This is a genomic window from Pseudomonas sp. Pseusp10 (genome assembly GCF_059492225.1).
Genome location: NZ_CP168528.1, coordinates 752,187 through 771,356 on the forward strand (window position 1 = coordinate 752,187; position 19,170 = coordinate 771,356).

Genomic DNA, 19,170 nt, shown 5'->3' on the forward strand with positions numbered 1-19,170 from the left:
TGGCGATGGTCGCGGTCTGACCGGCGGTGAAAGTGCCAGAAACGCCGTCGATGGTGAAGTTGACCACGCTGACCGGTCCGTCGACGCTCGAGGTGCCCGTCAACACACTGCCCGTCACGGACGTATCTTCCTGGGTCGAGACCGTTTCGCTGACGTCGGTGAAGCTGTCATCGACCGGGGTGACGTTGATGTTCAGGGTCGAGGTGACGTCGGTGCCGGAGCCGTCGGTCACGCTGTAGCTGACCGTTGGCACGCTGCCGTTGTAATTGGCGTCCGGAGTAAAGGTGTAGGTGCCGTCGGCCCCGATCACCAGGGTGCCGACATTGGCGATGGTCGCGGTCTGGCCCGCTGTGAAAGTGCCAGAAACGCCGTCGATGGTGAAGTTGACCACGCTGACTGGGCCGTCGACGCTCGAAGTACCGGCGAGGACGCTGCCGCTCACGGCGGTGTCTTCAGCGGTGGTCACGCTTTCGCTGAGGTCGGTGAAGCTGTCGTCGACCGGCGTCACGTCGATATTCAAGGTCGAGGTGACGTCGGTGCCAGAGCCGTCGGTCACGCTGTAGCTCACGGTTGGCACGCTGCCGTTGTAATTGGCGTCCGGGGTAAAGGTGTAGGTGCCGTTGGCTCCGATCACCAGGGTACCGACATTGGTGATGGTCGCGGTGCTGCCGGCCTGGTATTGGGTGCCGTCAACTGTGAAGTTGACCACGCTGACCGGACCGTCGACGCTGCTCGTGCCAGTGAGGACGCTGCCGCTGATGGCGGTGTCTTCGCTGGTGGTCACGCTTTCGCTGATATCGGTGAAGCTGTCGTCGACCGGGGTGACGTCGATGTTCAAGGTCGAGGTGACGTCGGTGCCAGAACCGTCGGTCACGCTGTAGCTGACGGTCGGCACTGTGCCGTTGTAATTGGCGTCCGGGGTAAAGGTGTAGGTGCCGTCGGCGCCGATCACCAAAGTGCCGACGTTGGTAATGGTCGCGGTGCTGCCGGCCTGGTATTGGGTGCCGCCAACTGTGAAATTAACCACGCTGACTGGGCCGTCGACGCTCGAGGTACCCGTCAACACATTGCCGGTCACGGCGGTGTCTTCAGCGGTGGTCACGCTTTCGCTGAGGTCGGCGAAGCTGTCATCGACCGGGGTGACGTTGATGGTCAAGGTCGAAGTGACGTCGGTGCCGGAGCCGTCGGTGACGGTGTAGCTGACCGTTGGCACCGTGCCGTTGTAGTTGGCGTCCGGGGTAAAGGTGTAAGCGCCATTGGCGCCGATCACCAGGGTGCCGACGTTGGCAATGGTCGCGGTTTCACCGGCCTGGTACTGGGTGCCGCCAACCGTGAAGTTGACCACGCTGACCGGGCCGTCGACGCTGTTTGTGCCGGTGAGGACGCTGCCGCTGACTGGGGAGTCTTCGCTGGTGGTCACGCTTTCGCTGATGTCGGTGAAGCTGTCATCGACCGGGGTGACGTCGATGTTCAAGGTCGAGGTGACGTCGGTGCCAGAACCGTCGGTCACGCTGTAGCTGACGGTCGGCACTGTGCCGTTGTAATTGGCGTCCGGGGTAAAGGTGTAGGTGCCGTCGGCGCCGATCACCAAAGTGCCGACGTTGGTAATGGTCGCGGTGCTGCCGGCCTGGTATTGGGTGCCGCCAACTGTGAAATTAACCACGCTGACTGGGCCGTCGACGCTCGAGGTACCCGTCAACACATTGCCGGTCACGGCGGTGTCTTCAGCGGTGGTCACGCTTTCGCTGAGGTCGGCGAAGCTATCATCGACCGGGGTGACGTTGATGGTCAAGGTCGAAGTGACGTCGGTGCCGGAGCCGTCGGTGACGGTGTAGCTGACCGTTGGCACCGTGCCGTTGTAGTTGGCAGCGGGGGTGAAGGTGTAGGCACCGTTGGCACCGATCACCAGGGTGCCGACGTTGGCAATGGTCGCTGTGCTGCCAGCGGCGTAGGTGGTATCACCGATGGTGAAATTAACCACGCTGACCGGGCCGTCGACGCTCGAGGTACCCGTCAACACACTGCCGGTCACGGCCGTGTCTTCAGCGGTGGTCACGCTTTCGCTGAGGTCGGTGAAGCTGTCATCGACCGGGGTGACGTTAATGGTCAGGGTCGAAGTGACGTCCGTGCCGGAGCCGTCGGTCACGCTGTAGCTGACGGTCGGCACTGTGCCGTTGTAATTGGCGTCCGGGGTAAAGGTGTAGGTGCCGTCGGCCCCGATCACCAAAGTGCCGACGTTGGTAATGGTCGCGGTGCTGCCGGCCTGGTATTGGGTGCCGCCAACTGTGAAATTAACCACGCTGACTGGGCCGTCGACGCTTGAGGTGCCGGTGAGGACGCTGCCGCTGACGGCCGTGTCTTCGCTGGTGGTCACGCTTTCGCTGAGGTCGGCGAAGCTGTCATCGACCGGGGTGACGTCGATGGTCAGGGTCGAGGTGACATTGCTGCCCGAACCGTCGGTGACGGTGTAGCTCACGGTTGGCACTGTGCCGTTGTAATTGGCGTCCGGGGTGAAGGTGTAGGCGCCATTGGCGCCGATCACCAAGGTGCCAACGCTGGCAATGGTCGCGGTGCTGCCGGCGGCGTAGGTGGTATCACCGATGGTGAAGTTGACCACGCTGACCGGGCCGTCGACGCTCGAGGTGCCCGTCAACACACTGCCGGTCACGGCCGTGTCTTCAGCGGTGGTCACGCTTTCGCTGAGGTCGGTGAAGCTGTCATCGACCGGGGTGACGTCGATGTTCAAGGTCGAGGTGACGTCGGTGCCAGAACCGTCGGTGACGGTGTAGCTGACCGTCGGCACTGTGCCGTTGTAATTGGCGTCCGGGGTGAAGGTGTAAGCGCCGTTGGCCCCGATCACCAAGGTGCCAACGCTGGCAATGGTCGCGGTGCTGCCGGCGGCGTAGGTGGTATCACCGATGGTGAAGTTGACCACGCTGACCGGGCCGTCGACGCTCGAGGTGCCCGTCAACACGCTGCCGGTCACGGCGGTGTCTTCAGCGGTGGTCACGCTTTCGCCGAGGTCAGTGAAGCTGTCATCGACCGGGGTGACGTCGATGTTCAGGGTCGAGGTGGCATTGCTGCCCGAACCGTCGGTGACGGTGTAGCTCACGGTCGGCACTGTGCCGTTGTAATTGGCGTCCGGGGTGAAGGTGTAGACGCCGTTGGCTCCGATCACCAGGGTGCCGACGTTGGCGATGGTCGCGGTCTGGCCGGCGACGTAGGTGATATCACCGATGGTGAAGTTGACCACGCTGACCGGACCGTCGACGCTCGAGGTACCGGTGAGGACGCTGCCGCTGACGGCAGTGTCTTCAGCGGTGGTCACGCGTTCGCCGAGGTCGGTGAAGCTGTCATCGACCGGGGTGACGTTGATGGTCAGGGTCGAGGTGACATTGCTGCCGGAGCCGTCGGTGACGGTGTAGCTGACGGTCGGCACGCTGCCGTTGTAATTCTCGGCCGGGGTGAAGGTGTAAACACCGTTGGCCCCGATCAGCAGGGTGCCGACGTTGGCGATGGTCGCCGTCTGGCCCGCAGTGAAGGTGCCAGTAACGCCGTCGATGGTGAAATTAACCACGCTGACCGGACCGTCGACGCTCGAAGTACCGGTGAGGACGCTGCCGGTCACGGCGGTGTCTTCCAGGGTCGAGACCGTTTCGCTGGCATCGGTGAAGCTGTCGTCGACCGGGGTGACGTCGATGGTCAGGGTCGAGGTGACATTGCTGCCCGAACCGTCGGTGACGGTGTAGCTCACGGTCGGTACCGTGCCGTTGTAATTCTCGGCCGGGGTGAAGGTGTAAGCGCCATTGGCGCCGATCACCAGGGTGCCGACGTTGGCGATGGTCGCGGTCTGGCCGGCGACGTAGGTGGTATCACCGATGGTGAAGTTGACCACGCTGACCGGACCGTCGACGCTGGTCGTGCCGGTGAGGACGCTGCCGCTGACGGCAGTGTCTTCAGCGGTGGTCACACTTTCGCTGGCATCGATAAAGCTGTCGTCGACCGGGGTGACGTCGAGGGTCAGAGTCGAGGTGACGTCGGTGCCAGAACCGTCGGTGACGGTGTAGCTGACCGTCGGCACTGTGCCGTTGTAGTTGGCGTCCGGGGTAAAGGTGTAAGCCCCGTTGGCGCCGATCACCAGGGTGCCGACATTGGCGATGGTCGCGGTCTGGCCCGCTGTGAAAGTGCCAGAAACGCCGTCGATGGTGAAGTTGACCACGCTGACTGGGCCGTCGACGCTCGAGGTGCCCGTCAACACGCTGCCGCTGACGGCGGTGTCTTCAGCGGTGGTCACGCTTTCGCTGAGGTCAGTGAAGCTGTCATCGACCGGGGTGACGTCGAGGGTCAGGGTCGAGGTGACGTCGGTGCCAGAACCGTCGGTGACGGTGTAGCTGACCGTCGGCACCGTGCCGTTGTAATTGGCGTCCGGGGTGAAGGTGTAAGCGCCGTTGGCGCCGATCACCAGGGTGCCGACATTGGCGATGGTCGCGGTGCTGCCGGCGGCGTAGGTGGTATCACCGATGGTGAAGTTGACCACGCTGACCGGACCGTCGACGCTCGAGGTACCGGTGAGGACGCTGCCGCTGATGGCGGTGTCTTCAGCGGTGGTCACGCGTTCGCCGAGGTCGGTGAAGCTGTCATCGACCGGGGTGACGTTGATGGTCAGGGTCGAGGTGACATTGCTGCCGGAGCCGTCGGTGACGGTGTAGCTGACGGTCGGCACGCTGCCGTTGTAATTCTCGGCCGGGGTGAAGGTGTAAACACCGTTGGCCCCGATCAGCAGGGTGCCGACGTTGGCGATGGTCGCCGTCTGGCCCGCAGTGAAGGTGCCAGTAACGCCGTCGATGGTGAAATTGACCACGCTGACCGGACCGTCGACGCTGGTCGTGCCGGTGAGGACGCTGCCGCTGACGGCAGTGTCTTCAGCGGTGGTCACACTTTCGCTGGCATCGATAAAGCTGTCGTCGACCGGGGTGACGTCGATGGTCAGGGTCGAGGTGACGTCGGTGCCGGAGCCGTCGGTCACGCTGTAGCTGACGGTCGGCACTGTGCCGTTGTAGTTGGCGTCCGGGGTGAAGGTGTAGGTGCCGTTGGCGCCGATGACCAGGGTGCCGACGTTGGCGATGGTCGCGGTCTGGCCGGCGACGTAGGTGGTATCACCGATGGTGAAGTTGACCACGCTGACCGGACCGTCGACGCTCGAGGTCCCGGTGAGGACGCTGCCGCTGACGGCGGTGTCTTCGCTGGTGGTCACGCTTTCACTGGTATCGGTAAAGCTGTCATCGACCGGGGTGACGTTGAGGGTCAGGGTCGAGGTGACGTCGGTGCCAGAGCCGTCGGTGACGGTGTAGCTCACGGTCGGCACCGTGCCGTTGTAGTTGGCGTCCGGGGTAAAGGTGTAAGTCCCGTTGGCCCCGATCACCAGGGTACCGACGTTGGCGATGGTCGCGGTGCTGCCGGCGGCGTAGATAGTTTCACCGATGGTGAAGTTGAGCACGCTGACCGGGCCATCGACGCTCGAGGTCCCCGTCAACACGCTGCCGGTCACGGCGGTGTCTTCCAGGGTCGAGACCGTTTCGCTGGCATCGGTGAAGCTGTCGTCGACCGGGGTGACGTCGATGTTCAGGGTCGAAGTGACGTCGGTGCCCGAGCCGTCGGTGACGGTATAGCTCACGGTCGGCACCGTGCCGTTGTAGTTGGCGTCCGGGGTGAAGGTGTAAGTCCCGTTGGCCCCGATCACCAGGGTGCCGACGTTGGCAATGGTCGCGGTGGTGCCAGCGACGTAAGTGGTTTCACCGATGGTGAAGTTGACCACGCTGACCGGGCCATCGACGCTCGAGGTCCCCGTCAACACGCTGCCGCTCACGGCGGTGTCTTCGCTGGTGGCCACGCTTTCACTGATATCGGTAAAGCCGTCATCGACCGGCGTAACACTGATATTCAGCGTCGAGGTGGAACCGTCGGTCACGGTGTAGCTGACGGTCGGCACGCTGCCGTTGTAATTGGCGTCCGGGGTAAAGGTGTAGGCGCCGTTGGCCCCGATCACCAGGGTGCCGACATTGGCAATGGTCGCTGTCTGGCCCGCCGTGAAGGTGCCAGGAACACCGTCGATGGTGAAGGTGACCACGCTCAGGACGTTATCGATGTCGCTGTCGTTGCTCAGCACGTTGCCGATCGTAGCGGTGTCTTCAGCAATGGTTTGGGTGTCTGCAGTCAAAACGCTCGGATCATCAACCGCCGTCACCGTGAGATCCAGGGTGCTGCTAGAGCCAGTGTTGGTGGTGTAGGTGACTTGCGGTACAGCACCGTTGTAGTTGGCGTCCGGAGTAAAGGTGTAGTTGCCATTGGCACCGATGGTCAACGTCCCGACGCCGACGATGGTCGCTGTCTGGCCCGCGGTGAAACTACCGGTCATGCCGGCGATGGTGAAGCCGGTGACGTTGAGCGGCGTCTCGGCATCGCTATCGTTGTTCAGTACATTGCCCGTCGCGATGCTGTCTTCCGCCAGAGTGCCACTATCCGCGGTCAGCACACTCGGAGCGTTGAAGGTCGTGATGTTCTGATTGCCAGTGTCGAGCGTAGTCGCAGTAGCAGTGAAATCAGGACCGTTGGTTGGGAAACCGATGGTCGGGTCGACGCGGCCAGCGGTGGCGTCTAGTACCACGAAGCTGTGACCGCCACCGGCGGCACCACCAGAACTTGCCGCCGTCGGACCCGCAGCGGTGGCTTCAAGGTCTTTGGTCGGGTCGGCACCGGCGGCAATGGCTTGCTGCAGTTCTTCAACGGACGGTGCGGCTTGCGCAGTGGCGGCTGCCAGGTCAGTGCCGGAGTCCGGGGTGTCAGCGCTCCACTGGGTGTCACGGCCCAGATCGAGTGTACGGCCATCGGCCAGTTCCAGAGACACGGCACCAGAAAGGCCAGTATCGATCTGGTCGCCGGCAAACAGTTTGTCGCCTTCAACGAGGACTCGGCGGATGCCCTCCGGGGACACCACGAAAACCTGACCAACAATGCTTTTGACGATGGCAACAACACTGCTCATTGAAGACTCTCCGGGGTGTCACGTTCAGTTGACTTCCATAGACCTGATGGCGTCTGCGCCGACCAGTCTGGACGTTCTTTGCAAAATGGATGCACAAATTTGACGCGCTAATTCGTCAATATTTTGGCTATATTTTTTCGATATTAACTTTATGCCAAACTATTGACCTTCTTGGATCCATCCTAAACAATCGCCCCAGTAATGTCACATTGATATTTGAGCTGTGACCCTGTCCTCGGCATGTGATCCAGTTCCGCTTTTGAGCTTTCCGACATACGGTCAATCCGCTTGCCATCTTCCGACACCGCGCGCTTTTCAGCCGTGATTCAAGACAAGAAGTCCTGGGAAATTCCTACAATGCGTTCGCCTTTGTTCATGGCACTACCTTTCGCCCTCGCCGCGTCTTTCGTCCAGGCGCAATCCTTGCCAGACGCCATGCAACAAGCGCTGGATGTCCATCCGGAGGTCCAGGCAGGCGTCAACAGCCGATTGGCTGCTGATTATCAGTTGAAGGCTGCGAAAGGTGGATACTTGCCACGGGTCGACCTGCTGGGTGGTTATGGTCGTGAAGGCACCGACAGCGTGACGACGCGAACGGGCGGCAGCAACAATCACTGGGAAACCCTGAACCGCAGTGAATCGAGCTTGCGACTGACCCAGATGGTCTTTGACGGTTTTGCGACGACCAGCGAAGTAGGGCGTCAACAAGCCACCGTCAACTCCCGTGCCTATTCGCTGCTGAGTACTTCCGAGCGTACCGGGCTGACCGTGGCCCAGGTCTATCTCGACGTGCTGACCCGACGCGAATTCGTGCGCCTGGCCGAGGACAACCTCAAGAGCCATCAACGCATTTACGACCAGATCCAGCTGCGCACCCAGCGTGGCGTCGGCAGCGGCGCCGATCTCGATCAGGCTGAGGCGCGGATGGCCCAGGCGCGCAACAATCTGATCACCGAGCAGACCAACCTGGCTGATGCCGAGACCAACTACCTTTCCGCTGTCGGCCAGATGCCCGATCAACTGGAGCGCCCGGCGAGTTTCCTGGCGCTGATGCCGGCCAACCTGAATGAAGCCCGTGCGCAGATGCTGGAAAACAGCCCGATCCTGCGCTCGGCCGAATCCGACATCGCCGCCGCCGAAAAACAGTACGACACGGCCAAGTCGACCTTCTACCCACGCTTCGATGCTGAGTTGGGTCGCACCGCGGACAACGATATCGATGGTCAGAACGGCCACAACAACGAATGGCAGGCCATGCTGCGCATGCGCTTCAACCTGTATTCCGGCGGCAGCAACAAGGCCGACCTGGAATCCAAGGCCTACCTGTCGAACCAGGCGCTGGACATCCGCAACAACGCCCTGCGCCAATTGAATGAAGAACTTGGCCTGGCCTGGAACGCCCTGAACAATGCCAATGCCCAGGTGCCGATCGCCCAGCAGTACGTTGATCACAGTACCGCCGTGCGTACCGCTTACCAGCGTCAGTTCAGCCTTGGCGAGCGCACTCTGCTCGATTTGCTCGACAGCGAGAACGAGTTGTTCTCCTCTTCTCGCCGTCTGGCGGAGATCAAGAACATTCAGTTATTTACTCAGTACCGAATCAAGGCGACCATGGGCGAGTTGCTCAAGAGCCAGGGAGTGGTCGCACCATTGGCATCCGTTGTGCAGAACGACGTGAAGCCCAAGGTCCAATTGCCCGGTATGAATTGAGCAGGACCTTCATTGTTCAATTGTTAGCCAAGAGTGCCGAGCGTGGAATCAGAAGTCAGTCGGGTTCAACTCATTCACGATCCGCGCGCGCTGCATGACGATCCGTTGCTGGATGGTCTGCTCGCTCTTTGCATGCTGCACCAGAAACCGGCCAGCGCGGCAATGCTCACCACCGGTCTGCCACTGCCCGAGCAGCGATTGAGTGTCGAGTTGCTGCCGCGTGCGGCTGCTCGCGCGGGGCTGCAAGGTAGGGTGCTGCAGCGCAAGCTGGAGGACATTCCGGCGATTGCCATGCCGGCATTGTTGCTGCTCAAGGACGGTCGCAGTGCCGTCCTGCTCGGCTGGCAAGGCGAAGATCAGGTACGGGTGCTGCTCAGCGAAAGCGACGGCGGCGAGTCCTTGGTCAGCCGTGAGCTGCTGGCCGACGATTACACCGGCAAGGTCTTTTTTGCCCAGCCCCAGCACAAATTCGACGTCAATCACGGCACGCTGATTCCGCGTGCGCGCTCGTGGTTTCGCGACACCCTCAAGCGTTCGCGCTGGTTGTACGCCGACGCCATTGCCGCCAGTTTTCTGATCAACATCATTGCCATGGCCGCGCCGTTGTTCGTGATGAACGTCTACGACCGCGTCGTACCGAACCAGGCCGAAGCGACACTATGGGTGTTGGCACTCGGCATCACGGGCGCTTACCTCTTCGACCTGATCCTGAAAAGCCTGCGTAGCCTGTGCCTGGATCTGGCCGGCAAAAAAACCGACCTGATCATCTCGGCCACGCTGTTCGAGCGCATCGTCGGCATGGCCATGAAGTACCGGCCGGCACGGGTCGGCAGCTTTGCCCAGAACATCCATGAATTCCAGAGCCTGCGCGACTTCCTCGCCTCGCTGACCCTCACCAGCCTGATCGACCTGCCGTTCACTATCCTGATTTTCATCGTCATCGCGATCCTCGGTGGGCATCTGGTGTGGATACCGGTGCTGGCATTCCCGATCGCCCTGGCCATCGGCTATGCATTGCAGAAACCCCTGGTGGCGACCATGGAGCGGACCATGGCGCTGGGGGCCGAGCGCCAGTCGAGCCTGATCGAAACCCTGGCCGGCCTGGATGCGGTGAAGGTCAACAACGCCGAAAGCGAACGCCAGTATCAGTGGGAGCAGACCATCGGCACCCTCAGCCGCCTTGAGTTGCGGGTGAAAATGCTCTCCGGCCTGGCGATGAATATCACCTTGCTGATCCAGCAACTGGCCGGGGTGATCATGATCGTCTTCGGCGTGTACCAGATCATCGACGGTCACCTGAGCATGGGCGGCCTGATTGCCTGCTACATGCTCAGTGGCCGTGCGCTCAGCCCGCTGGCGTCGCTGTCCGGGCTGCTGACCCGCTATCAGCAGGCGCGGGTGACTATGACCTCGGTCGACCAGATGATGGAGCTGCCTCAGGAGCGCAATTTCGAAGAGCGTCCGCTCAGCCGCAAGGTACTGCAAGGCGCCATTGAGTGCCGCCAGCTCAACTTCACCTACCCGCAACAGCAGAACCCGGCGCTGAAGAACATCAACTTGTCGATTCATCCCGGCGAGAAAGTCGGCATCATTGGCCGAAGCGGCTCGGGCAAGAGCTCGCTGGCGAAGCTGCTGGTGGGGCTGTATCAGCCGGATGATGGCGCGTTGTTGGTCGATGGTGTGGATATCCGCCAGATCGACGTCAGCGAGCTGCGCTACAACATCGGCTATGTGCCCCAGGACATTCAGCTGCTCGCCGGCACCTTGCGCGACAACCTGGTTTCCGGCGCGCGATATGTCGAGGACGAACTGGTGCTGCAAGCGGCAGAGCTGGCCGGCGTCCACGAATATGCGCGCCTGCATCCGAAGGGTTATGAGCTGCAAGTTGGCGAGCGCGGGCAGAACCTCTCCGGCGGTCAACGACAGAACGTCGCCCTGGCCCGTGCATTGTTGCTCAACCCGCCGATCCTGCTGCTCGACGAACCGACCAGCGCCATGGACAACACCGGCGAAGAACGCCTCAAACAACGCCTGGCGGCGGTGATCGAAAACAAGACCATGGTGCTGGTGACGCACCGGGCATCGCTGTTGTCGCTGGTGGATCGGCTGATCGTGATCGACCGCGGGCAGATTCTCGCTGACGGCCCGAAAGCCGCGGTGATGGAAGCGTTGAAGAAGGGGCAGATCAGTGTTGCTTAAGTCGGGTAAGGATTCGATCCGTCGCTACTTCAAAGGCACTGCATCGCTGCAGGGCCAGCCACTGCCGGAGGTCAACAAGGCGCTGATCGAGGATGCGCCACGCGTGGTGCGGCTGACGATCTGGGCGATCATCGCTTTCTTTGTGTTCCTGATGCTCTGGGCCAACTTCGCGGTCATCGACGAAGTGACCAAAGGCGACGGCAAGGCGATTCCATCGTCGAAGATTCAGAAAATCCAGAACCTTGAAGGCGGTATCGTTGCCGAGCTGTTCGTCAAGGAAGGCCAGATTGTCGAGGCCGGCGCACCGCTGATTCGGCTGGACGACACGCGATTTGCATCGAACGTCGGTGAAACAGAGGCCGATCGGTTGTCGATGCTACTGCGGGTCGAACGCCTGAGCGCCGAGGTCGAAGATCGCCCGCTGAACTTCCCCGAGGACGTACTCAAGGCCGTGCCGGGTCAGGCCAAGAGCGAAGAGTCGCTCTATATCAGCCGCCGCCAACAGTTGCACGACGAGATTGGCGGCTTGCAGGAGCAACTGATCCAGCGCCAGCAAGAGCTGCGCGAGTTCACCTCCAAACAGGCGCAGTACCGCCAGCAATTGGGCTTCCAGCGTCAGGAAATCAGCATGTCCGAGCCATTGGTGGCCCAGGGCGCGGTATCGCCGGTGGAAGTCCTGCGCCTCAGGCGTGCCGAAGCGGAGACCCGTGGTCAGCTCGACGCCACCACGCTGGCCATTCCACGAGCCGAGTCGGCTATCAAGGAAGTACAGCGCAAGGTCGATGAAACCCGCGGCAAGTTCCGCAGCGAAGCCCTGACCCAGCTCAACGAAGCACGCACCGACCTGAACAAGGCCCAGGCCACCGGCAAGGCCCTGGAAGACCGGGTCAGCCGGACGCTGGTCACTTCGCCGGTACGGGGTATCGTCAACAAGTTGCTGGTCAATACCATCGGCGGGGTTATCCAGCCGGGCAGCGACCTGGTGGAAATCGTGCCGCTGGACGACACCTTGCTGGTCGAGGCGAAAATCCGCCCGCAGGACATCGCGTTCCTGCATCCGGGGCAGGAAGCGACGGTGAAATTCACCGCGTATGACTACACCATCTACGGCGGGTTGAAGGCCAGGCTGGAGCAGATCGGCGCCGACACCATCACCGACGAAGACAAGAAAACCACCTACTACATCATCAAGCTGCGCACCGAGCGCAGCCACTTGGGCACCGATGAAAAGCCGTTACTGATCATCCCGGGGATGGTGGCTTCGGTGGATATCATCACCGGCAAGAAGACTATCCTCAGCTACCTGCTCAAGCCGATCATCCGGGCGCGGGCCGAGGCACTGCACGAGCGCTAGATCTTTAGTGGATTCACTGGCCCCATCGCGGGCAAGCCCGGCTCCCACAGGTTCTCTGTTGAAACACGATCATGTGTTTGACACAAAAACCCTGTAGGAGCGAGCTTGCTCGCGATAGCGTCAGTGGAAACACCACAATCCTGTCAGTAAGTGACAAATAACGTCACTCCGCAAACCACGCAGGCCCTTTTCAATCGCCATATCGTTATTCGTTAACGGTATTTAAATTTCAATTCTTATATCTATAAAGTCAATCTCCTGCGTACCTGCCGACCAATCGGCGCGCCGCACGACACGAACCAACACGGGATCTCCGTGAGTTTCTGATCGACGCGCGCGCCTTTGAGCGTGCCGTGCGTGGGAGTGATTTATGTCTGCAGTTTCAGCTTCGCCAAGCATCGCGCCACAATTCTTTGAAATCCGCCCGTTCAGCGGAGCGGTGGGCGCCGAGATCATCGGTCTCGACCTGTCCCGCCCAATCAATGATGACGATTTTGCCCGCATTCACCGTGCGCACCTGGACCATCACGTGGTGGTGTTCCGCGACCAGCGCATCACCCCAGAACAGCACATCGACTTCAGCCGTCGTTTTGGCGTGTTGCAGATCCACGTACTCAAGCAGTTCCTGCTGGCAGGGCATCCGGAAATCCTCATCGTTTCCAACATCGTCGAAAATGGCCAGAACATCGGCCTGGGCGACGCCGGCAAGTTCTGGCATTCCGATCTCTCCTACAAACAACTGCCGAGCCTGGGCTCGATGCTGCACGCCCAGGAGCTGCCATCGGAGGGCGGCGACACACTGTTCGCCGACATGCACAAAGCCTGGGACAACCTGCCGCTCGCGTTGCGCAAAGCGGTGGAAGGTCGCTCGGCGGCGCACTCCTACACCGCGCGTTACAGCGAAACCAAATTCGAAGGCAACTGGCGCCCGACCCTGACGCCGGAGCAACTCGCCCAGGTCGCCGAAGTCGTTCACCCGGTCGTGCGTACCCACCCGGAAAACGGTCGCAAGGCCTTGTTCGTCAGCGAGGGTTTCACCACCCGCATCGTTGGCCTGCCGGAAGACGAGAGCCAGCAACTGCTGAGCGAGCTATATGCCCACAGCGTGCTGCCGCAAAACATCTACCGCCATCAATGGCAGCCCCATGACCTGGTGTTCTGGGACAACCGTTCACTGATCCACCTCGCCGCCGGATGCCCCAGCCATCTGCGCCGCAAGCTGTTTCGCACCACCATCCAGGGCGATGCGCCTTTCTGATTTGTCGGAGATCTGATCATGTCCAAACGTCTTCCATTCGCACCGCTGGCCGCGGCCATCGGCCTGGGTTTCAGCCTGATCGCCGGCAGCCTGGTGGCACCGACCGTGGCTCATGCTGAAGGTGAAATTCGCATCGCCGAGCAGTTCGGCATCGTTTACTTGCTGCTCAATGTGGTGCGCGATCAGAACCTGATCGAGAAATACGGCAAGCAGGAAGGCATCGACATCAAGGTCGACTGGACCCAGCTCTCGGGCGGCGCGGCGGTCAACGATGCGTTGCTGTCGGGTTCGATCGACATTGCCGGTGCCGGTGTTGGCCCGTTGTTGACCATCTGGGATCGCACCCATGGCAAACAGAACGTCAAGGCCGTGGCTTCCCTGGGTAATTTCCCGTATTACCTGGTGAGCAATAACCCCAAGGTCAAAACCATCGCCGACTTCACTGAGAAGGACCGCATCGCGGTGCCCGCGGTGGGCGTGTCGGTGCAGTCGCGCTTCCTGCAATACGCGGCGGCCAAACAGTGGGGTGACAAGGACTTCAATCGCCTCGACAAGTACACCATCGCCGTTCCGCACCCCGACGCGACAGCGGCGCTGGTGGCTGGCGGCACCGAGTTGAGCGGGCACTTCTCCAACCCGCCGTTCCAGGATCAGGAACTGGCCAATCCCAATGTGCACGTGGTGCTCAATACCTATGACCTGCTCGGTCCGAACTCGCCGACGGTGCTGTTCGCCACCGAGAAATTCCGCGACGAGAACCCGAAAACCTACAAAGCCTTCATCGAAGCGCTGACCGAAGCCGCACAGTTTGCCCAGAACGACAAAGGCGCGGCAGCGGACACTTACATCCGCGTGACCAAGGCGAAAATCGACCGCGCCGCGTTGCTGAAAATCATCGATAACCCGCAGTTCGAATTCAGCGTCACGCCGAAAAATACTTACCCGTTGGCCGAGTTCCTATACCGCGTCGGCGCGATCAAAAACAAACCGGATTCGTGGAGGGATTACTTCTTCCAGGACGCCAAACCGCTGCAAGGGAGCTGATCGCCATGAACGCTCCTTTGCAAGGCCACACGGTCAGCAAACCGATCGCGGCAGCCCAGGCGCTGCTGTCGGTCGATAACGTCAGCCTGGAATACCGCACGTCGCAGCGCGTGGTACGGGCGACCCATCAAGTCAGTTTTGAAGTGGATCCGGCGGACCGTTTTGTCCTGCTCGGCCCGTCCGGTTGCGGCAAGTCGACATTACTCAAGGCCGCCGCCGGCTTCATCCAGCCCGTCGAGGGCGAGATCCGTCTGCAAGGTCAGCGCGTCGATGCCCCGGGGCCTGACCGGATCGTGGTGTTCCAGGAGTTCGATCAACTGCCACCGTGGAAAACCGTGAAACAGAACGTGATGTTTCCACTGCTGGCCTCGAAAACCCTCAAGCGCAAAGAGGCTGAAGAACGGGCGTTGCACTACCTGGAGAAGGTCGGTCTGGCGGCGTTTGCCGATGCTTATCCGCATACCTTGTCAGGCGGGATGAAGGCCCGGGTCGCCATTGCTCGGGCGCTGGCGATGCAGCCGAAAATCCTGTTGATGGACGAACCCTTTGCCGCGCTCGATGCCCTGACCCGGCGCAAGATGCAGGAAGAATTGCTGCTGCTCTGGGAAGAAGTGCGTTTCACGCTGCTGTTCGTCACGCACTCTATCGAAGAGGCGCTGGTGGTGGGCAATCGCATTCTGTTGCTGTCGCCGCATCCGGGCCGGGTGAGGGCGGAAGTCCACAGCCACCAATACGATTTGCACAGCCTCGGCGGCGTGGCGTTTCAGGAGTCGGCGCGACGTATTCACCGGCTGCTGTTCGACGAAGGTCAATCACCGCAAGCCGAACATGAACTGGATTTCGCCGACATCCGCATCGCTTATTGAGCCAGTTGAGAGGAGGGCCCGATGAGCCATTTATCATCCCCGCGTGAAGAGTTCGAAACGGTTTTGCAGCCGCTGACCAGCGTGCCGCTGGAGCGGGAATTACCCCTTGGCCGACGACTGTGGCAGCAAGGTTGGCTGCGCAAAACCCTGATCCTGATTTTGCTCACAGTGCTCTGGGAAACTGTTGCCCGCTATCAGAACAACGATCTGCTGCTGCCGGGCTTTGTGCAAACCGCTCACGCGCTGTACGACGGCCTGCTCAGCGGCGAATTGCTGGGCAAGGTGTGGATTTCCCTGGTGGTGCTGCTCAAGGGCTACCTGGTCGGCATCGTCCTGGCATTCGCCCTGACCACGCTGGCAGTGTCGACGCAATTCGGTCGCGACCTGCTCAGTACCCTGACCTCGATGTTCAACCCGCTGCCGGCCATCGCCCTGCTGCCGCTGGCGCTGCTGTGGTTTGGGTTAGGCCAGAACAGCCTGATTTTCGTGCTGGTGCATTCGGTACTTTGGGCCTTGGCGCTGAACACCTACGCCGGGTTCCTCGGCGTCTCGGAAACCCTGCGCATGGCCGGGCGCAACTACGGCCTAAAGGGCATGCGTTTCGTGTTGTTCATCCTGATCCCGGCGGCGCTGCCATCGATCCTCGCCGGACTGAAGATCGGCTGGGCGTTTGCCTGGCGTACGCTGATTGCTGCTGAGTTGGTGTTTGGTGCAACCAGTGGCAAGGGTGGGTTGGGCTGGTACATCTTTCAGAATCGCAATGAGCTGTACACGGACAAGGTGTTTGCTGGGTTGGCGGTGGTGATTCTGATTGGGTTGCTGGTGGAGAATCTGGTGTTTGATTCGTTGGAGCGAGTGACGGTGAGGCGCTGGGGGATGGTGCGTTGAATGTCTGATTGTGTGATGTCCGCGTTGGCCTCTTCGCGGGCAAGTCCGCTTGCACAATGGCTGAGTGGAGTTTGCTAGCATTGCGCCTGAATCAATAAAGATCAGGCACGAGTGCTCACCATGCAATTTCCGGATATGAACCTGCTAGTCGCTCTCGACGCCTTGCTCGACGAGGGTAGCGTGGTGGGCGCGGCGCGGCGGATGAACCTGAGCCCTGCGGCCATGAGCCGGACGTTGACGCGCATCCGCGAAGCCATTGGCGATCCGATCCTGGTGCGTGCCGGCCGTGGCCTGGTGCCGACCCCCAAGGCGCTGGCGTTGCGCGAGCAGGTGCGCAGTGTGGTGGAGCAGGCCGGGTTGCTGTTTCGTTCGGCCGATGCAGTGGAGCTGAGTTCGCTGCGGCGGCGTTTCAGTATTCGGGCCAACGACTTTTTTGTCGGCGTCTACGGCGGCAAGCTGTTCGACACCCTCGACCGGCAGGCACCGCACTGCGAATTGCGTTTCGTCCCGGAAGGCGATGGTGATGATGAAGCGTTGCGCGAAGGACGGATCGATCTGAGCGTCAGCAACACCCGGCCATTGACCCCGGAAGTGAAGGTCCAGAACCTGTTTTCCACCCACTTCGTTGGCCTGGTGCGCGAGGATCATCCGCTGCTGGACGAAGAGATCACGGCGGAGCGGTACGCGGGTTATTCCCACATCAGCATGTCCCGGCGCGGGATTGCCCGGGGGCCGATCGATACCGCGCTCAATGCCCTGGGGCTGGAGCGGCGGGTGGCGGTGATCGCGCCAAGCTTTCATGCGGCGATGTTTGCCTTGCCCGATTCCGACCTGATTCTGCCGGTGCCCAAGGAAGCCTTGCTGAGTGTGCGGCGGCTGGGATTGAAGCTGCGCTCGTTCAACCTGCCGATTCCGTTGCCGACCCTGATGCTGACCCAGGCCTGGCATCCGCGCTTCGACAAGGATCCGGCACACCGCTGGCTGCGTGAAACGCTGAAAGCCTGCTGCGATGAAACCTGGCTGGCTGCGCAACCATGAACTGATCAGTTCCCCTGTGGGAGCGAGCTCGCTCGCGATGAGGCCGGCAGCCTCGACATCTCTTTTGGCTGACCTGCCGCTATCGCGAGCAAGCTCGCTCCCACAGGAGGGTATCATTGCGTCTGGCGCACTTATAACCTGCCAATAAGTTGATTTTCGTCAGGCATCACGCTTTTTAGAATGCTTCGGTCTTTCCACGCCGGAGCTCGCAGTACATGACTTCCCTTACGGTCACGGCACCTGTCGCTACGGCCAGCACGGCAGCCGCTCCGCCGGTCTTCGGCCCGCGGATCATCGTCGGCCTGGCGGGTGTGCTGCTGGCGGTGCTGGTGTCGGGCCTGAACGAGATGGTGACCAAAGTCGCCATGGCCGATATCCGCGGTGCATTGGCCATCGGCTACGACGAGGGCACCTGGCTGGTCGCCTGTTACACCGCGACTTCGGTGGCGGCCATGGCTTTCGCGCCGTGGTGCGCGGTGACGTTCTCGTTGCGGCGTTTCACCCTGTGCGCCATCAGCCTGTTCAGCCTGTTGGGTGCCTTGTGCCCCTTTGCCCCGAATTACGAAAGCCTGCTGTTGCTGCGCACCTTGCAGGGTCTGGCGGGCGGTGCATTGCCACCCATGCTGATGACCGTGGCCCTGCGGTTTCTGCCCGCCAACGTGAAGTTGTATGGCCTGGCCGGTTATGCCCTGACGGCGACGTTCGGCCCGGGCCTGGGCACGCCATTGGCCGGGTTGTGGACCGAGTATGTCGGCTGGCAATGGACCTTCTGGCAAATCATCGCGCCGTGCCTGATTGCCATGGCCGCGGTGGCGTATGGCTTGCCCCGGGACCCGCTGCGTCTGGAGCGCTTCAAGTCCTTCAACTGGCGCGGTGTGCTGTTGGGTTTTCCCGCGATCTGCATGTTGGTGATCGGCATCCTGCAGGGCAATCGCCTGGACTGGTTCGAGTCGAATCTGATCTGCGGATTGCTCGGTGGCGGGCTGTTGCTGCTGGTGCTGTTCTTGACCGGCGAGTGGTCGCAGCCGATGCCGTTTTTCAAGATACAGATGCTCGGCATCCGTAACCTGTCCTTCGCCCTGCTGACCCTGGCGGGCGTGCTGGTGGTGTTGCAGGCGGTGATCATCATTCCGTCCAGCTACCTGGCGCAGGTCCAGGGTTATCGCCCGGTGCAGACCGCACCGATCATGCTGCTGGCGGCGCTGCCGCAATTGATTGCGCTGCCGTTGGTGGCGGCGCTGTGCAACTTTCGCTGGGTTGATTGCCGCTGGGTGTTGGGCATCGGCCTGAGCATGCTGGCGCTGTCGTGCGTTGGCGGATCGCAACTGACATCCGTGTGGATTCGCGATGATTTCTACGTGCTGCAATGGCTGCAGATTTTCGGTCAGCCCATGGCGGTGTTGCCGCTGCTGATGCTGTCCACCGGCAGCATCAACCCGATGGAAGGGCCGTTCGCATCGGCCTGGTTCAACACCGTCAAAGGCCTGTCGGCGGTCATCGCCACTGGGGTGATCGAGGCGTTGACCACTGCACGCCTGCATTTTCACTCGACCATGCTGGTCGACCGCCTCGGCAACTCGCCACTGGCCGAACACGACAGCGCAGGTCTCGCTCATCGTCTGCATGAGCAAGCGATGGTGCTCACTTCCTCTGATCTTTACCTGTGCATGGCCGGTATCGCCGCGGCCTTGATCCTGCTGATTTTCTGGCTGCCGACGCGGATCTATCCGCCGCGCGCACCGACCTGAATGCTCCACTGATACAGAAGGTT

Annotated in this window: 10 protein-coding genes (1 of these 10 cut by a window edge); 9 read left to right on the forward strand and 1 reads right to left on the reverse strand. The window is 61.3% G+C overall.

Annotated features, from left to right (window positions below):
- Nucleotides 1-7,042: the 5' end (the start) of a cadherin-like domain-containing protein gene (locus ACEN8Z_RS03395; RefSeq protein ID WP_495596765.1), read on the reverse strand. It extends 22,241 nt beyond the left edge of the window; the window shows 7,042 of its 29,283 coding nt (coding positions 1-7,042); its start codon is at nt 7,040-7,042; the stop codon falls past the left edge of the window.
- Nucleotides 7,043-7,399: 357 nt separating this feature from the next.
- On the opposite strand from ACEN8Z_RS03395, the gene ACEN8Z_RS03400 reads away from it, so the two are divergent.
- From ACEN8Z_RS03400 to ACEN8Z_RS03440, 9 genes are all read left to right on the forward strand, one after another.
- The gene (locus ACEN8Z_RS03400) at nt 7,400-8,752 is read left to right on the forward strand and encodes a TolC family outer membrane protein (RefSeq protein WP_495596766.1); all 1,353 of its coding nucleotides are present in this window, start codon (nt 7,400-7,402) and stop codon (nt 8,750-8,752) included.
- A gap of 42 nt (nt 8,753-8,794) precedes the next feature.
- Nucleotides 8,795-10,951: a type I secretion system permease/ATPase gene (locus tag ACEN8Z_RS03405; RefSeq protein WP_495596767.1), complete on the forward strand. Its 2,157-nt coding sequence runs from the start codon at nt 8,795-8,797 to the stop codon at nt 10,949-10,951.
- Nucleotides 10,941-12,305, forward strand: coding sequence for an HlyD family type I secretion periplasmic adaptor subunit (locus tag ACEN8Z_RS03410; RefSeq protein WP_495596768.1), 1,365 nt, complete (start codon nt 10,941-10,943; stop codon nt 12,303-12,305). Before ACEN8Z_RS03405 ends, ACEN8Z_RS03410 begins: the two co-directional genes overlap by 11 nt.
- A 370-nt stretch (nt 12,306-12,675) precedes the next feature.
- Nucleotides 12,676-13,563 carry a TauD/TfdA dioxygenase family protein gene (locus tag ACEN8Z_RS03415; protein WP_495596769.1) on the forward strand — a complete coding sequence of 296 codons (888 nt, stop codon included), beginning with the start codon at nt 12,676-12,678 and terminating at the stop codon, nt 13,561-13,563.
- An 18-nt stretch (nt 13,564-13,581) separates the two neighbouring features.
- Nucleotides 13,582-14,607, forward strand: a complete 1,026-nt coding sequence (locus tag ACEN8Z_RS03420) for an ABC transporter substrate-binding protein (RefSeq protein WP_495596770.1) — start codon at nt 13,582-13,584, stop codon at nt 14,605-14,607.
- 5 nt (nt 14,608-14,612) lie between these two features.
- Nucleotides 14,613-15,473 carry an ABC transporter ATP-binding protein gene (locus tag ACEN8Z_RS03425; RefSeq protein ID WP_495596771.1) on the forward strand — a complete coding sequence of 287 codons (861 nt, stop codon included), beginning with the start codon at nt 14,613-14,615 and terminating at the stop codon, nt 15,471-15,473.
- Nucleotides 15,474-15,494: 21 nt separating this feature from the next.
- On the forward strand, nt 15,495-16,361 hold the full coding sequence (locus tag ACEN8Z_RS03430) for an ABC transporter permease (protein ID WP_495596772.1): 867 nt from the start codon (nt 15,495-15,497) through the stop codon (nt 16,359-16,361).
- Between the two features lie 120 nt (nt 16,362-16,481).
- Nucleotides 16,482-17,399: a LysR family transcriptional regulator gene (locus ACEN8Z_RS03435; protein ID WP_495596773.1), complete on the forward strand. Its 918-nt coding sequence runs from the start codon at nt 16,482-16,484 to the stop codon at nt 17,397-17,399.
- A 215-nt stretch (nt 17,400-17,614) separates the two neighbouring features.
- Complete coding sequence (locus ACEN8Z_RS03440) at nt 17,615-19,147, forward strand: MFS transporter (RefSeq protein ID WP_495596774.1); 1,533 nt, start codon at nt 17,615-17,617, stop codon at nt 19,145-19,147.
- Nucleotides 19,148-19,170: the final 23 nt, after the last annotated feature.

What these genes read in the sequence shown, in the direction of transcription:
- ACEN8Z_RS03400 (WP_495596766.1), top strand. Translation starts at nt 7,400, where the DNA reads ATGCGTTCGCCTTTGTTCATGGCACTACCTTTCGCCCTCGCCGCGTCT.
- ACEN8Z_RS03415 (WP_495596769.1), top strand. Translation starts at nt 12,676, where the DNA reads ATGTCTGCAGTTTCAGCTTCGCCAAGCATCGCGCCACAATTCTTTGAA.
- ACEN8Z_RS03420 (WP_495596770.1), top strand. Translation starts at nt 13,582, where the DNA reads ATGTCCAAACGTCTTCCATTCGCACCGCTGGCCGCGGCCATCGGCCTG.
- ACEN8Z_RS03425 (WP_495596771.1), top strand. Translation starts at nt 14,613, where the DNA reads ATGAACGCTCCTTTGCAAGGCCACACGGTCAGCAAACCGATCGCGGCA.
- ACEN8Z_RS03430 (WP_495596772.1), top strand. Translation starts at nt 15,495, where the DNA reads ATGAGCCATTTATCATCCCCGCGTGAAGAGTTCGAAACGGTTTTGCAG.
- ACEN8Z_RS03435 (WP_495596773.1), top strand. Translation starts at nt 16,482, where the DNA reads ATGCAATTTCCGGATATGAACCTGCTAGTCGCTCTCGACGCCTTGCTC.
- ACEN8Z_RS03440 (WP_495596774.1), top strand. Translation starts at nt 17,615, where the DNA reads ATGACTTCCCTTACGGTCACGGCACCTGTCGCTACGGCCAGCACGGCA.